This is a genomic window from Chitinophaga niastensis (assembly GCF_003014755.1).
Taxonomy (GTDB): domain Bacteria; phylum Bacteroidota; class Bacteroidia; order Chitinophagales; family Chitinophagaceae; genus Chitinophaga; species Chitinophaga niastensis.
In genome coordinates this window covers 1,355,727-1,372,177 of the sequence record NZ_PYAW01000001.1, presented here as the reverse complement: position 1 = coordinate 1,372,177, position 16,451 = coordinate 1,355,727, and the positions used below count along the sequence as shown (strand labels likewise).

Sequence of the window (16,451 nt, the reverse complement as noted above, 5' to 3'; positions counted from 1 at the left end):
GATTTTAATATGGTTATTGAAATCGGATTTGAATCTATCTATGAAGAAAATAAAATCAGCATAATCATCTTAATCAGCATAATCCTGAGAAAGACAAAATCGGCCGAAGGCCGCCCAACACAGTTCAGAAATTTTCCCGACATTCGCACTTAATAGTTAATCACCCTAATCTTCTTTCCTAATGCACCTAACAAAACGGCTTTTTGCTGTAGCAGCATTAATTGTTTGTCTGGCCGCCCTGTCGATATTCAGCGGTTGCCGCACCACAAAAAAAGAAATGAACCCCCAATTTGCCAAATACATTGAGGCATATACGGCGGGTATCATCTCCAAACAAAGCGCTATCCGTGTTCACCTTAACGGACAGGTTAACGTAACACATACGCAGAATGAAGCACTGGAAAAAGAAGTGTTCGAATTTTCTCCGTCTATAAAAGGGAAATCATTTTGGGTAGATGCCACTACCATTGAATTCAGACCTGATGAAAACCTACAGCCCGGTAAAACCTACGAGGCTACCTTTAAGCTGGGTAAAATCATGGAAGTGCCCAAAGAACTTAAATCATTTGATTTTGAGTTCAAGATCATCAAGCCTTCCTTCTCTGTAGATAATTTCGGCCTGAAAGCCAGCACCAATACTACACTGGATCGCATGACCTACACCGGCGCTATTTATACCGCTGATGTGGAAAATCCCCAGGCCATCGAAAAAATACTGACGGCACAATACGGCGGTAACAACATTCCCATTACCTGGCAGCACAATGCAGCTGAACGTACATCTAAATTTACAGTCGCCAATATTGTGCGCAACACTGCTTCCCGCAACCTGGAACTGAGCTGGAACGGCGACGCACTAAATGTGAATAATTCCGGTAAAAAAACGATAGAAGTGCCCGCAGTAGGGGATTTCAAAGTACTGGATGTTAAAGCCATGTCAGATCCGGAACAACACCTGCTGGTACAATTCTCTGATCCCGTGAGTATGGCGCAAACACTGGAAGGCCTGATCGGCATCAGCGGACAAAGCGATCTGCGCTATACCGTAGATGGCAGCGAAGTAAAAGTATATACCCCCACCAGACTGGAAGGAAGTTTTACCGCCATCGTAAATGAAGGTGTTATAAACATCACGGATAAGCGCCTGGGCAAAACATTCAGCGCTAACGTAAATTTTGAAAACACCCTGCCAGCTGTAAATATTCCCGGCAAAGGTGTGATCCTGCCGGAAAGCAACAAACTGGTAATGCCGTTTGAAGCCGTCAATCTGAACGCAGTAGATGTTACCATCATTAAAATATACGAAAACAATGTACCGCAATACCTGCAGCGCAACGACCTGGACGGTAACCAGGAATTACGGCGTGTAGGCAGCCCCGTAGTAGAAAAAACAATCCGGCTGGATACCGATAAATCGGTGAACCTGCACAAGAAAAATCGTTTCTTTCTCGACCTCGACAAACTGTTGCGTACCGAACCAGGCGCTATCTATCGCATTACTATCGGCTTCCGTAAAGCATATGCTATGACTGCCTGTGCCGCCGATACCACTAAAGATGGCGAATCAACAGCAAGTGCGGGTGAAGAAGGAGATGAGGAAGGATATTATGGCGGAGATAAGATAGATAGCGATGATGCCTTCTGGCAGCGCTACGACAGCTACTATCCATATGGATACAACTGGGATCGCCGCAATGACGCCTGCTCTAACTCTTACTATAACAAGGATAAATGGGCTTCCCGCAACGTCATCTCATCCAACATTGGCCTCATTGCCAAAAGAGGAAATGATAACAGCATGCTGGTAGCGGTAACGGATATACGCGATACCAAACCATTAATAGGTGTGGATCTTGAATTACTCGATTATCAGAACCAGGTGATCCTGAAAATTAAAAGTGATGGCGATGGCCTTGCTAACTTCGACCTGAAACGCAAGCCCTATCTGCTCATCGCTAAAAAAGGAAATGAAAGGGGATACCTCAAACTGGATGATGGTAGTTCCCTGCCATTGAGTCGTTTTGATGTAAAAGGAGAAGAAGTACAAAATGGTATCAAAGGCTTCCTGTACGGAGAACGCGGCGTATGGCGCCCCGGCGATTCTGTTTACCTTACTTTTATTTTGGAAGATAAAGAGAAAAAATTACCTCCGGACCATCCGGTTTCACTGGAATTATATAATCCAAAAGGACAGTTATACAAACGTATTAATCAGCATGAAAGCCTGAATGGCTTTTACAGCTTTGCTACCGCTACAGCCCCTGATGATCCTACCGGCAGCTGGGTAGCCAAAGTAAAAGTTGGTGGTGCTACGTTTCAGAAAAACGTGCGCATTGAAACAGTGAAGCCTAACCGCTTAAAAATAAAAATGGATTTTGGCAGCAATACTTCTTTGTCCAAAGGCAGCTCCACAGGCAACTTATCTGCCATGTGGCTGTTTGGCGCCACTGCACAGCATTTGAAAGCCAAAGTAGATATATCATTGGTACAGCAAAGCACCAGCTTCAAAAACTTTGCAGACTACTCCTTTGATGATCCGGTAACACATTTTGATGCGGAAAATAAAACCATCTTCGAAGGTGCGTTAAACGACAATGGTACTGCTCCCGTGAATGCCGACATTCAACTGGGCAAAGTAGCACCGGGACAACTGAAAGCTAATTTTGAGGTGAAAGTATTTGAACCCGGTGGCGATTTCAGCATTGATCATTTCTCCATGCCTTACAATCCTTTCACCTCCTATGCAGGCTTACGCATGCCGCAGGGTGATCGCACTACCGGCATGTTGCTCACGGATAAACCACATACCATTGACCTCGTAGATGTAGATGATAATGGCAACCTGACCAAAGGCAGCCGCGAAGTACAGGTAGAACTGTACAAAATAAAATGGAGATGGTGGTGGGATGATGGTGAAAACAACGACTACTCCAACTTCACACAGGATAGTTATAACCAGCTGCTGCGCAAGGAAACCGTAACGCTGCAGAATGGTAAAGGCAGCTGGAATCTGCAAATTAATTCTCCCGACTGGGGCAGATACCTCGTACGTGTAAAAGACCTGCAAAGTGGCCATACCGCTGGTAAAGCAGTGTATATCGACTGGCCGGGATGGGCAGAGAGAATGCAGAAAGATAACCCTGCAGAAGCGGCCATGCTGGTATTTACCTCAGATAAACAGCAATATAAAACAGGCGACGATATCACCCTCACTATCCCCAGCAGCGCCGGTGGACGCGGGCTGGTGAGTATTGAATCCGGCAGCAAAGTGTTAAAAACCTTCTGGGTTAGTACCAAACAAGGTCAAACCACTTTTAAGTTCAAGGCAGAGAAAAACATGACGCCTAATATATACGTCAACGTTAGTTTGCTGCAACCACACGCACAAACGCTCAACGATTTGCCTATCCGCATGTATGGTACCATTCCTATCTCTATAGAAGATCCCGGTACCATCCTGAAACCTGTTATCACCATGGCAGAAAAGCTGAAGCCGGAAACAGAGGCCAGCATCACCGTGAGTGAAAGCAACGGCAAACCCATGACCTATACAGTGGCGATTGTAGATGAAGGCTTACTGGATCTTACCCGTTTTAAAACGCCGGACCCACACAGTTCTTTCTATGCACGTGAAGCATTGGGAGTAAAAACATGGGATCTGTTTGATTATGTAATAGGCGCATGGGGCGCAGATATGGATCGTATCCTGAGCATTGGTGGTGATGAAGGATTAAATAAAAACGCGGGTAATGCCAAAGCCAATCGCTTTAAGCCGGTAGTAAAATACATGGGACCTTTTTACCTGAAGAGCGGACAAAAACAAACACATAAATTTAAGCTACCTCCATACATCGGTTCTGTAAAAGCCATGGTAGTAGCGGGTCAGGAGGGAGCATACGGCTTTACTGAAAAAGCGGTAGCCGTGAAAAAACCGCTGATGCTGCTCACTACAGCACCACGTGTGCTTGGGCCATCTGAAACAATCCAGTTACCGGTAACAGTATTCGGGCTCGAACCCAATATCCGCTCTGCTAACGTAACGCTCAGCACCAGTTCATTGCTGGAGATAGTAGGTGAGCATACCAAAACGGTTACCTTCTCTCAACCAGGAGAACAGATTATATACTTCGATGTAAAAGTAAAACCACAGACAGGTGTAGCTAAAATCAAGGTGGTAGCTACCAGCGGCAGCGAGAAAGCAGAAGAAGATGTAGAACTGAATGTACGTAATCCGAATCCGGTGATCACTAACGTGATCGAATATACGCTGGATGGCGGTAAAAGCTGGAACTCACCATACAGCCCGGTAGGCATGGCAGGCACCAACTCCGGTGTACTGGAAGTATCCACCATTCCTTCGCTGAATCTGGGTAAACGACTGAAGTTCCTCATAGAATATCCGCACGGATGTATTGAGCAAACCACTTCCGGCGTGTTCCCTCAACTGGTACTGAATCAGCTGATGGACCTGAAAGAAAGCCAGCTGGCCGAAGTAGACCGCAATGTAAAAGCTGGTATCAATCGCCTGAAAAGCTTCCAGACTTCTGATGGAGGCTTCAGCTACTGGCCGGGCCAGGGCAATTCAGATGAGTGGGGTACCAACTATGGCGGTAATTTCCTCATAGAAGCACAGGCCCATGGCTATACCCTGCCACCAGGCGTACTGGATCAGTGGAAAAAATACCAGCGTAATAAAGCCGGTACCTGGGCTCCCAGCACACTTAACTTCTACGGCAGCGATCTTACACAGGCTTATCGTTTATACCTGCTGGCACTGGCAAAAGTACCGGAATTAGGTGCCATGAACAGACTGAAGGAATTCAAGTATTTATCTGTTCCCGCCAAATGGCGACTGGCAGCAGCTTACAAACTATCCGGCCAACCGGAAGTAGCCAATTCCCTGGTACATAATTTAAGTACAGAAGTAAAAGCATACAATCAAATGAGCGGCACCTTTGGTTCCGACCTGCGTGATAAGGCCATGATACTGGAAACATTCACCATCCTGGGGCAGCGTAACCAGGCCAATGAATTAGTGAAACAGATTGCAGCACAGCTCTCACAAAACGACCAGTGGTACAGTACACAAACAACGGCCTATTCACTGATTGCAATCGCCAAATATTGCGGCAACAATAAAGGCAGTAGTAAGATGAATTTCTCTTATACATTAAACGGGGTTAAAGGCAATGTAAACGGGCAGTCTTTTGTTACGCAGGTACCAATAACCTTCAACAGCAATACGGGCAATGTAAGCCTTCAGAATAACGGACAAAATGTATTATATGTTCGTCTCATTCTGCAAGGCCAACCGGATGCCGGACAGGAACCTGTTGCCAGCAACAATCCTGATGTACTGGGCATGCAGGTAAGTTACAGTACCCGCGATGGCAAAACTGTTGATCCCGCTACACTGAAACAGGGCAGCGATTTTATGGCAACCGTTACCATCAACAATCCGGGCAAACGGGGCTATTACGAACAAATGGCGCTCTCCCAGATCTTCCCTTCAGGCTGGGAAATTATCAATACAAGATTGATGGAAAACGATAGTGCCTTCCATTCATCACCGGCTACGTATATGGATATACGTGATGACAGGGTTTATACTTACTTCAATATTGAAGAAAACAAAAAACGTACTTATAACGTGTTGCTGAATGCAGCTTACCTGGGCAGGTATTACCTGCCGGCCACTTCCTGTGAAGCGATGTATGACAATACCATACATGCTTTCACACCGGGCAAATGGGTAGAAGTAATAAAGTAACAGATAAGACATAACAAAGAGGTTGGTATCAGATCTGATACCAACCTCTTTTATTTTAACAGTATTTAATAATGTCTATTTAGACAGCTTTGCAAAATATTGCACCGTACGCACCAGCTGAGATACATAGCTCATTTCATTATCATACCAGCTCACTACCCTTACTATTTGTTGGCCTCCGGCAGATAACACCTTTGTTTGCGTAGCATCAAATAAAGATCCGTACGCCATACCTATTACATCGCTGCTTACAATTTCATCTTCATTATATCCGAAACTTTCATTGGCAGCTGCATTCATGGCTGCATTCACCTGATCCACCGTCACCTCTTTATTTAAAGTAACCGTTAATTCTGTCAGCGAGCCGGCAATAACAGGTACTCTTTGTGAAGTACCATCCAGCTTACCTTTCAGGTTTGGCAATACTAAACCGATTGCTTTTGCAGCGCCGGTGCTGGTAGGAATAATGTTTTGTGCAGCGGCTCTTGCACGCCTCAAATCACCTTTGGCATGTGGCGCATCCTGGATATTCTGATCATTCGTATAGGCGTGAATGGTAGTCATTAAACCTGTAGCAATACCAAATGAATCGTCCAGCACCTGCGCCATCGGTGCTAAACAATTGGTGGTGCAGGAGGCACAGCTGATGATACTTTCTGTGCCATCCAGTATGGCGTGATTCACATTAAACACAATCGTTTTCAAATCGCCTGTAGCAGGTGCAGATATCACTACTTTTTTAGCACCGGCTTGTAAATGCGCCGCTGCAGTGGATTTGTCTGTGAAAAAACCGGTGCTTTCCAACACCACATCTATCGCATGTGCTCCCCATGGTATTTCAGCAGGATTTCTTTTTGCGTAAATTTTTATTTCTTTCCCGTTTACTATAATGGCATCCGCAGTAGCTTTTATAGCTGCATCAAATCGTCCCTGCGCGGTATCATATTTCAGCAGATGCGCCAGTACTGCCGGACTTGTTAAATCGTTAATAGCTATAACTTCTATCTCCTGTTGATTAAAGATCTCGCGAAAAAATAATCTTCCTATCCGACCAAAACCATTGATGGCAATCTTAGTGTTAGACATAGTTTATATTTTTATAGCTGCAAATATTGTATGGTGTTAAAATCAAAATCTGTTTAAAAAATCGTCTATTAAAGCAGCTACCGGCTGGTGATATTCTTCCAGCATAAAATGACCGCCATTAAATAGATGTACTTCTGCATTCTTCAGATCTTTTTTATAAGCCTCTCCACCGGGGCCTGTAAAGATCCGGTCGTTTTTTCCCCATACAATTAAAGCGGGTGGCTGATGGGTTTTCAGGTACTGCTGCCATTCAGGATATTTTGGGAAATTAGTGCCATAATTTTGGAATAAGGCAACCTGGATCTCTTTAATACCGGGCCTTGCCACGTAAAAATGAGCCAGCTGGTAGCTATCAGGGCTCACCCTTTCCTCATTTTCAGCGCCAAAGAGATGTTCCCCTTTTATGCTTTCCAAGGAGAGTTTATGCTCAATGGCGGCAAGCAAAGCATTTTCGTCTCCTGCTTTTTGCAGTTCACCTATCCTTTGTACATCAGGGCCCAATCCTTCTACATATACGTTGGCATTCTGAATAATAAGTGCTCTTACCAGTTCCGGTCTTTTGCCTATGATCCTGAAACCAATAGGACCGCCATAGTCCTGCAGGTACCAGGTGAATTTTGTGAGCCCCAGTTTATCAATGAATTGTTCCATGATGATAGCCAGGTTATCAAATGTATAATCAAATGCAGTGAGCGCCGGGCTACTACTCAACCCAAATCCTGGATAATCCGGTGCTATCACGTGGTATTTACCTGCCAGATCAGTAATGAGGTCCCTGTACATATGAGAAGAGGAAGGAAAACCATGCAGCAGCAATATTACCGGTGCATCTTTTGGGCCAGCTTCGCGATAAAAGATATCGAGGTTGTTGATAGCAACTGTTTTAAATAAAACCTGGGTGGAGGATGTTTTCATGCTTCTTTATTTTAATTTTATACTGTACCAATTAGTACATAATATGATAAAAAAATCAGATTTCATATTACAGGCTGGTTAAAGCACTGTAGATTTTTACTTGTTGTCCTCAAAGACGCCCTTGTTTTGTTTGCCATTTGAGTGGTTTGTGATGTAAATATATATACTTTACTGATTGGTACAAAATTATTTTTTAGAATAAAGGAGATAGGGATAAAAAGATGAACGAACAATGCCAAATTGTGCCATCACCGATGGCACAATTATATCTAACTGATCATCAATATCTTCTGTTTCCCATTTCATAAAAATCAGTCAAAAAAGATATACGTTTATGAAATTATTTCATTCTACACAAAAATCCGCACTACATAATATGTGCCTACAGCATATTATATTTTACCACTAAGCCCCCAATAATATATTACGATTTGCTGATAAGCTGTAAATAAGATAACGCTATCTTTGAGCCCATAATAATCACAATCTTTATCTTAAATTGTATCATCAGCAAGGATACAATTTCAATTACCCGAACTCCCTGATGAAGCTATATACACTTAAGCAATGGTGCATAAAAAAGAAATGGTGGCTATCTGCACTATGCGTTGTTGTTATCGCCTATTATTTTTGTTTGCCCAAACAACTCTTTACCAGTCCGACTTCCTTTGTTTTAGAAGATAGTAACGGCGACTTACTCAACGCCAGCATTGCGCCCGATGGACAGTGGCGGTTTCCATACAGTGCCCATGTACCGGAGAAATTTGAAAAATGTATTGTAGCATATGAAGACAAGCGTTTCTATTACCACTGGGGCATAGACCCGGTAGCAATTGGTCGCGCTGTCAATCAGAATCTACGCGGCAAAAAAGTGGTGAGTGGCGGCAGCACCCTTACTATGCAGGTGATCCGTTTGTCCCGCAACCAGCCGCGCAATATATGGCAGAAGATGGTAGAAGCGGTACTGGCTACCCGCCTGGAATTTGCCGCTTCCAAAAAGAAGATCATTGCCTTATATGCAGCCAATGCACCGTTTGGTGGCAACGTGGTAGGACTGGAAGCCGCCTCCTGGCGGTATTACGGCCGCAAAGCAGATCAGCTTTCCTGGGGCGAAATGGCTGCACTGGCCGTTTTACCTAACAGTCCGGCGTTAGTACACCCCGGCCGTAACAGGATAACGTTAATGACTAAACGTAATCAGCTGCTCAATAGATTATATCGTCAACATGTTATTGATAGCATTACCTGTCAGCTAGCCAGGCTGGAACCCTTACCAGATCAACCTTTGCCGCTGCCACAGGATGCACCGCATTTACTGGACCTGTTCCATCGTGATTACCAGCAACAAAAATCAGATGGCCCCACCCGCATCAAAACTACCGTGGTGGCAGATCTGCAACGCAACGCCGCCGCCATAGCAGAAAGATATAACAGTGCATACAAAGCCAACGGTATCAACAATGCGGCGGTGCTGGTACTGGACGTGGAAACTGGTAACACCCTGGCTTATGTAGGCAACATTTACAAGCCTTCAGATCCGGAGCTGGAAAGCCACGTAGATATTATCCAGGCGAGAAGAAGTCCGGGCAGTACACTAAAGCCTGTCCTATACGCCGCCATGCTGAACGATGGCCTCATACTGCCCAATACACTGATACCAGACATCCCCACTCAGATTGCCGGCTACTCGCCGCAAAACTTTGACCTCGGCTATGATGGCGCTGTACCCGCCTCCCGTGCGCTGGCACGATCACTCAACATACCGGCAGTACGCATGCTGCAGCAATATCGCTATGAACGCTTTCATACGCTGCTGCAAAAAATGGGCATCACTACACTCAATAAACCAGCCGACCATTACGGTCTTTCGCTTATCCTGGGCGGTGGTGAAACCACGCTGTGGGACATATGCGGCATGTATGCCAGCATGGCCCGTACCCTGGTACATATGGAGCAATACAAAGGGAAATACGATATGGATGATATTCATCCGCCTAACTATCAGCTCAATATTCAACGGCCTTCTCAATATGGGTTAAGCAAAGAAGGGCTGCTGGACGCAGGTGCTATCTGGTATGCCTTCCAGGCAATGACAGAAGTGATGCGCCCCGGAGAAGAATTATTGTGGCAGCAGTTTTCATCTTCCCAGCGTATAGCCTGGAAAACAGGTACCAGCTTTGGTTTCCGGGATGGATGGGCTATAGGTGTAACACCTCAATATATTGTAGGCGTATGGGTGGGCAATGCCGACGGCGAAGGCCGGCCCGGCCTGATAGGAGTAGCTACAGCGGCGCCCATTCTGTTTGATGTATTTCGTTTACTGCATACCAATAGCTGGTTTAACACACCTTATGCCCAACTTAAAAAAATAGAAGTATGCCGTAAAAGTGGCTTCCGTGCGGGTGAACTGTGCGACGAAAAAGATTCTATTTATGTTCCGGCAGCAGGTATCAGGGCTGGCGTTTGTCCGTATCACCAGTTAATCCACCTGGACAGAACCGGTCAGTGGCGCGTAACGGAGAGCTGCGAATCACCACAATTCATGCAGCATAAATCATGGTTTGTATTACCACCATCACAGGAATATTATTACCGCAGCAAAAACTATTATCAGCAACTTCCGCCCTACAAACCGGAATGCCTGGCGTCTTTGGGGCAGGACAAAGCCCCTATGGAATTGATTTATCCGCGTCCCAATGCGCGTATATTCGTTCCCGTAGAAATCGACGGTAAACCCGGGCAAACCATTTTCACAGCTACTCACCGCAACAACGCAACAAAAATCTTCTGGCACCTGGATAATAATTTCATCGGTACTACTGCTGAATTTCATCAAATGGCATTGCATCCGCCTCCCGGAAAACATACCATTACATTAGTAGATGAAAATGGAGAAAGGATAGAGCAGACGTTCGAAATTTTATCTAAAGAACGCGAGTAGAAGTCTTTCTCAGGATTAGACTGATTATGCTGATTACCCTGATTTTTTTACTGATTATAAAAAGATTAGCGAAGATTAAAGCAAATATATCTGCTTCGATCTTCGCTAATCTTTTTTAATCTTTCAAAATCAAAAGAATAAAATCGGGGTAATCAGCATAATCAGTCTAATCCTGGGAAAGACAAAATCTTAATAGTTATACTTCTCCTTCCACAAATTCTTCAGATACCGCCGCAGCTCATCTTCCCGCGGATTATTCCCCGGATTGTACAATTTAGTTCCTTTAATCGCATCCGGTAAAAATTCCTGCATAACAAAGTTATTCTCATAATCATGCGCATATCCATATCCTTTGCTATATCCCATTTCTTTCATCATTTTCGTAGGGGCGTTCCTGATATGCATAGGTACCGGAAGATCGCCGGTTTGGGCTACAATAGACTGTGCTGTATTGATAGCCATATAAGATGCATTGCTCTTGGCAGAAGAAGCCAGGTAAGTAACGCATTGCGACAAAATAATTCTTGATTCCGGATAACCGATCAGGTTCACTGCCTGAAAACAATTGGTGGCCAGTAATAATGCATTGGGATTGGCATTACCAATATCTTCCGAAGCTAATATGACCAGGCGGCGTGCAATGAATTTCACATCTTCCCCACCATCAATCATACGTGCCAGCCAGTATACAGCGGCATTGGGATCGCTCCCGCGAATGGATTTGATAAAAGCAGAAATGATATCATAATGTTGTTCACCACTTTTATCGTAAATGGCTACACGCTGTTGGGCTATGTCCATTACTTTCTGATCAGTGATCATAATAGGATCTTCCTGTAAAGTAGTCACTACCAGTTCAAACAGGTTGAGCAACTTACGGGCATCTCCTCCGGAAATATTAAACAGGGCAGTTGTTTCTTTTAATTCAATATTTTTGGTGCGTAGCCATTCATCCCGCTCCATTGCCTGCCGCAGTAACTGCATGAGCTCATCGTTACCAAGTGGCTTCAATACATATACCTGGCTGCGCGACAATACCGCCGCATTCACTTCAAAAGAAGGATTTTCTGTGGTAGCGCCTATCAGGGTAATAATACCTTTTTCAACCGCGCCTAACAACGCATCCTGTTGTGATTTATTAAAACGATGAATTTCATCTATAAACAATACCGCATGATGCTGACGCCTCGCCATCTCTATCACTTCCCGTACTTCTTTTACACCGGCCGAAATAGCACTGAGGGTGTAAAAAGGTACCTGCAGTGTATGCGCAATGATATTGGCAATGGTGGTTTTACCAACGCCGGGAGGCCCCCACAAAATCATAGAAGGGATCATACCCTTCTCTATCGCTTTTCGTAAAATACTGTCTTTACCGGTAAGATGTTCCTGCCCCACCAGTTCATCTAACGTTACCGGTCTTAACCGCTCTGCTAATGGTTGCATATGATTAATTTACTGGTCATTGCCCGGGTTAACGAGCGGGATATTTTTATCAGGACCAGGGTGATTGATCTGATTCATTTTCAGCGCCATAATTCCCTTGATGGACCTGGCGCGGGTAACCGCCAGTGTGGCTTTTTCACCGGTGAAATGTTCACCTACAGTAGCCTCAAACAGCTGCAGCCACCTGTCAAAATATTCGGGTTGTAAAGGTATCAGCTTGTTCAGCCGGAAGTGCGGATCCATGGCATTTCGGCCATAGCTGCCGGTATCCAGCAGAAGGTTTTCCCAGAAGTCATACATTATTGGCAAATGCTGCGGCCAGTCTACTTTGGCTACATCATTAAAAATAAAGCCGATCAGCTCATCTTCCTTTACCTTCTCATAGAAACTATCCACCAGGAGGGCGATATCATTTCTGTTGGCAATCTCCTGCTTTTCCATCACCAGATATTTTTATTCTTCTTTATGGTTCTCTTCCTGTTGCTGCTGCTGCCATTGGCGCAGGAAGCGGAAAGATAAATTAGCATTCAGTGTTAACACGATACCTATCAACAAACAGATAGCCCCCATAGATTTGAGTATGGTTGGGTTAATCACAGTTTGTTGATCTGCCGGCATTTGTTTGATTACTTCTGTAATCATTTCCGGCGTTGCTGCCACCAGCAGTAATCCCACAAAAAGCATCAACATAGAAAATACCATAACAATAGTACCCATAATACGGATACCGCCTGGCGTACTCTCTTTTAACGGGATAGCGGGTGCCAGTATACTACGTTGCAGATATAATGATAAAATGCTATGAATAAAACAGGCTCCCCAGGCCATGAGAGATATTATCACCATCAGGTTTATCCCCATAAACAACACCGTTGATAAGCCTATAAACGTGAAGACGCCTGATATCACTAGGGCTAATGCTGTGATTAGCCTGTACAATTTAAACCTGAAATTCATCAATATGTTGTTTTACGAAGCACAAACCTACCTAATTATTTAGAGATTAAAGGATTTGATCAGAAGGGGGATGTCGCTGAACTTGCCGCTCATAAAAAACCTTTTACGCAACATGACCCGTTTTCCATAACTTTAAATACTAAACCTGTTTTATATATGAACAAAACCAATGCGGTAAAACTACCGTTGCTGGCTGCCATGGTTACGTTTGCAGCCTGCAATTCAAACAGTTCCTCGCAGCAGGCGGCGGCAGATACGAGCAAGGTACCAGCCTTCAATCTGAAAGATATTGACTCCGCTCACAAAGCCTGCGACGACTTTGACAATTTTGTCAATGGCGACTGGAAAAAGCACAACCCTATCCCATCTACTGAAAGCCGCTGGGGAGCTTTCAACATCCTCGACAAAGAAAACAAAGAAGTTCGCCTCAAAGGAATCATTGCTGAAATTACCAGCAAAAAAGAGCTGAAAAAAGGTACTGAAGAACAACAGATCGCCGATTACTACACCTCTTATCTTGATTCGGCTACTGTTGAACAACGCGGTATTACCCCACTGCAACCTTACCTCGATAAGATCAACGGCATCAAAACACTGGCTGATTGGGCCGGCGTTAACGGTGAGCTGCAAAAGGTAGGCGTATCTTCCTTCACCGGTTTTGGTGCGGATGCAGATGCGAAAGACAGCAAAATGAATGTACTGTACCAGGGTCAGAGCGGTCTGAGTCTTGGTGAAAAAAGTTATTACGAAAGAGAGGATTCTGCCACTAAAAATGTACGCAGCGAATTTGTTACGCACGTAGATAAAATGTTTAGCCTGGCCGGTTTCCCGGATGCTACACCAGGTAAAACCATCCTCGATTTTGAAACCAAACTCGCTAAAATTCAGTTGTCAAATGTAGAACTGCGTGATCCTGTTAAAAACTACAACAGAGCCGCTTTCTCTGAACTGAAAAAACTGTCGCCTGATTTCGACTGGGATGCTTTCGCACAGAAACAGGATATCAAAACAGATACTATCATCATCCAGAACAAACCATACCTTACTAATGCCAACACGTTGCTGAAAGGTACTCCGCTGGAAACACTGAAAACATACACCAAATGGCAGTTGCTGACCCAATTCGCCGGCTATTTACCTAAATCATTTGACGTAGAAAATTTCCATTTCTTCGGCACTGTAATGACCGGTAAAAAAACACAGAAAACCCGTGCAGAACGCGCTATCCGTTCTACCGATGGTAAACTGGGTATGCCACTGGGCAAACTGTTTGCAAAAAAATTCTTCCCGGAAAGCAGCAAGCAGAAAGTTTCCGAGATGATCGAAAACGTGCGTAAAGTATATGGCGAAAGAATCGATAAGCTCACCTGGATGGGCGATTCTACCAAACAAATGGCACACAAAAAACTGGCTTCCTTTACTTATAAGATCGGGTATCCAAACAAATGGAAAGACTATTCTTCTATTAATATTGAAAAAGGCAAATTGCTGGAAAATGCAGTAGCAGCCAGCCTCTATGAGCACAAAGAAAATATTGATAAAATAGGTAAACCGGTAGATAAAACCGAATGGGGCATGACACCTCAAACAGTGAATGCCTACTACAACCCGTTAAACAACGAAGTAGTATTCCCTGCAGGTATCCTCCAGCCACCATTCTACAACCCTAATGCAGATGATGCTATCAACTACGGCGGTATCATTGCTGTAATTGGTCACGAATTCACACATGGCTTCGATGATCAGGGTTCTCAGTTCGATGCAGATGGTAACCTGAAAAACTGGTGGACCAAAGCCGATCGCGCAAACTTCGATAAGCTCACCAAACGTTACATCGATTACTTCAGTACCCTGGAAGCACTTCCTGGTTTCAAAATCAATGGTGCACTCACTATTGGTGAAAACGTGGCTGATCTGGGTGGTTTAACACTGGCCTATCATGCACTCGTTAAATCTTTCGCAGGTAAAGGCGAACCAAAACCTATCGATGGATATACCTGGCAGCAACGTTTCTTCCTGGGCTGGGCACAGGTATGGCACGGTAACATCACCGATGCTGCACTGCGCAATCAGATCCAGACAGATCCGCACTCTCCGGCAAGATTCCGTATTAACGGACCACTCCCTCACCTGCAGGAATTCCAGGCAGCATGGGGTTGTACTCCCGGTAGTAAAATGGTATTGCCGGAAGCTGAACGTGTAGTCATCTGGTAAAATTTATATAGATTAGAAGGCCTTCGGCCTTTGTCTTTTCTTTAGCATGATTAGACTGATTTAAATGATTTTTCTGATTTTATTTTCTTTTTAAAATTATCTATATCGTTTTATAATATCCTTTTATAAAATCAGTATGGAGTATTAATTAGAAAGAAATGAAATCAGAAAAATCATGATTAATCATCAAAATCATGGTAAAGAAAAGACAAAGGCCGAAGGCCTTCTTATTCGCTTTTACCCCCAATGCCTTAACTTTGCACCCAAAAATTTCATGAAACATATATTCATAGCATGTAGCGCACTCTTTATACTTTCCTGTAACCAGGCTAGCAAGCCGGCAGAAAAGCAGGAAATGCCCGTTGTTAAGGAAACTCCGGTAGGCGCTGTCAGTGATAAATTACCGGATCCTGTATGCAGAATGCCGTATGATACCAGCTATAAAGAATGGATAGTGTACCAGAAAGATACATTACACTTTTGCTCTGTTACCTGTAAGGAAGTGTTCGCAAAAGCACCGGAGAAGTATATGGCGAAGTTAAAAAAGTAGACTAACCTAAACGGTTAAACGAAAACATACATCAAACAACTTACCACATATTCTGTTGTGGCGACTGACGATTGTTATTCATCAGCATATCGAGTGATATATCCAGCTGATAATTACGGTCGTCTTTCCTGTCTGTAGGCGGACAGGCTATCTGAAACAAGTGCTGGCTCTTGTTCATAAACGGTTTGTTATCCTTGTTGCATAGTTCCAGCGAAAAATTGAAGCGCTCTTCTACCTCTTCCTCAAATTCACGCAAGCTCAACGTTTCATCTATCGGAAATTCGATCAGCACCTCCTGCTCAAAACCGGCATCCTGTAACGTATCAAAAGCATTTGCCAGGGAACTGCGTACATACACAGCTACATTGCAAAAGAGCAAACGCTGTATCTGCATTTGCAACAGGGATATCGTCATTAAAGGATGCAACTTCAGTACTTTCATCAGCTGTTTTTCTTCATTTCCAAATGTGTCAATATCGTCACACTTTACTATTACTCTGGCAAACTTAACAGTCTACCTTTAATTTAATATTAAGCGCTTGTTATGATTTTGTGAAAATAATATTAAAATA

At 44.1% G+C, this 16,451-nt stretch carries 10 protein-coding genes; 4 read left to right on the top strand and 6 right to left on the bottom strand.

Annotated features, from left to right (window positions below; genetic code table 11):
• Nucleotides 1-181: 181 nt before the first annotated feature.
• Entirely contained in the window at nt 182-5,770 is a 5,589-nt protein-coding gene (locus tag CLV51_RS05790) for an alpha-2-macroglobulin family protein (RefSeq protein WP_106527036.1), read from the top strand.
• A 75-nt stretch (nt 5,771-5,845) separates the two neighbouring features.
• Here CLV51_RS05790 and gap read toward each other — a convergent pair whose 3' ends face one another.
• Both gap and CLV51_RS05780 read right to left on the bottom strand, forming a co-directional pair.
• Entirely contained in the window at nt 5,846-6,856 is a 1,011-nt protein-coding gene (gene gap, locus CLV51_RS05785; protein ID WP_106527035.1) for a type I glyceraldehyde-3-phosphate dehydrogenase, read from the bottom strand.
• Nucleotides 6,857-6,898: 42 nt separating this feature from the next.
• A complete protein-coding gene (locus CLV51_RS05780; protein WP_106527034.1) occupies nt 6,899-7,771 on the bottom strand; it encodes an alpha/beta fold hydrolase in 873 nt (290 codons plus the stop codon).
• 544 nt (nt 7,772-8,315) lie between these two features.
• On the opposite strand from CLV51_RS05780, the gene pbpC reads away from it, so the two are divergent.
• On the top strand, nt 8,316-10,712 hold the full coding sequence (pbpC, locus tag CLV51_RS05775; RefSeq protein WP_106527033.1) for a penicillin-binding protein 1C: 2,397 nt from the start codon (nt 8,316-8,318) through the stop codon (nt 10,710-10,712).
• A 189-nt stretch (nt 10,713-10,901) separates the two neighbouring features.
• Here the strand turns inward: pbpC and CLV51_RS05770 are convergent, their stop codons facing one another.
• The 3 genes from CLV51_RS05770 to CLV51_RS05760 are packed head-to-tail and all read right to left on the bottom strand — an operon-like array spanning nt 10,902 to nt 13,004.
• Complete coding sequence (locus tag CLV51_RS05770) at nt 10,902-12,158, bottom strand: replication-associated recombination protein A (RefSeq protein WP_106527032.1); 1,257 nt, start codon at nt 12,156-12,158, stop codon at nt 10,902-10,904.
• Nucleotides 12,159-12,167: 9 nt separating this feature from the next.
• A complete protein-coding gene (locus CLV51_RS05765; protein ID WP_106527031.1) occupies nt 12,168-12,599 on the bottom strand; it encodes a group III truncated hemoglobin in 432 nt (143 codons plus the stop codon).
• A gap of 12 nt (nt 12,600-12,611) precedes the next feature.
• Nucleotides 12,612-13,004, bottom strand: coding sequence for a hypothetical protein (locus CLV51_RS05760; protein ID WP_158266938.1), 393 nt, complete (start codon nt 13,002-13,004; stop codon nt 12,612-12,614).
• A 267-nt stretch (nt 13,005-13,271) separates the two neighbouring features.
• On the opposite strand from CLV51_RS05760, the gene CLV51_RS05755 reads away from it, so the two are divergent.
• Nucleotides 13,272-15,329: a M13 family metallopeptidase gene (locus CLV51_RS05755; RefSeq protein WP_106527029.1), complete on the top strand. Its 2,058-nt coding sequence runs from the start codon at nt 13,272-13,274 to the stop codon at nt 15,327-15,329.
• A 274-nt stretch (nt 15,330-15,603) separates the two neighbouring features.
• Nucleotides 15,604-15,879 (top strand): YHS domain-containing protein, encoded by a 276-nt coding sequence (locus CLV51_RS05750; protein WP_158266937.1) that lies wholly within the window; start codon nt 15,604-15,606, stop codon nt 15,877-15,879.
• A 40-nt stretch (nt 15,880-15,919) separates the two neighbouring features.
• On the opposite strand, the gene CLV51_RS05745 is transcribed toward CLV51_RS05750, so the two are convergent.
• Nucleotides 15,920-16,321: a hypothetical protein gene (locus tag CLV51_RS05745; protein ID WP_106527027.1), complete on the bottom strand. Its 402-nt coding sequence runs from the start codon at nt 16,319-16,321 to the stop codon at nt 15,920-15,922.
• Between the last annotated feature and the right edge of the window lie 130 nt (nt 16,322-16,451).

Coding starts and splice junctions, on each gene's coding strand:
- CLV51_RS05790 (WP_106527036.1), top strand. CDS start 182: ATGCACCTAACAAAACGGCTTTTTGCTGTAGCAGCATTAATTGTTTGT.
- gap (WP_106527035.1), bottom strand. CDS start 6,856: ATGTCTAACACTAAGATTGCCATCAATGGTTTTGGTCGGATAGGAAGA.
- CLV51_RS05780 (WP_106527034.1), bottom strand. CDS start 7,771: ATGAAAACATCCTCCACCCAGGTTTTATTTAAAACAGTTGCTATCAAC.
- pbpC (WP_106527033.1), top strand. CDS start 8,316: ATGAAGCTATATACACTTAAGCAATGGTGCATAAAAAAGAAATGGTGG.
- CLV51_RS05770 (WP_106527032.1), bottom strand. CDS start 12,158: ATGCAACCATTAGCAGAGCGGTTAAGACCGGTAACGTTAGATGAACTG.
- CLV51_RS05765 (WP_106527031.1), bottom strand. CDS start 12,599: ATGGAAAAGCAGGAGATTGCCAACAGAAATGATATCGCCCTCCTGGTG.
- CLV51_RS05760 (WP_158266938.1), bottom strand. CDS start 13,004: ATGGTGATAATATCTCTCATGGCCTGGGGAGCCTGTTTTATTCATAGC.
- CLV51_RS05755 (WP_106527029.1), top strand. CDS start 13,272: ATGAACAAAACCAATGCGGTAAAACTACCGTTGCTGGCTGCCATGGTT.
- CLV51_RS05750 (WP_158266937.1), top strand. CDS start 15,604: ATGAAACATATATTCATAGCATGTAGCGCACTCTTTATACTTTCCTGT.
- CLV51_RS05745 (WP_106527027.1), bottom strand. CDS start 16,321: ATGAAAGTACTGAAGTTGCATCCTTTAATGACGATATCCCTGTTGCAA.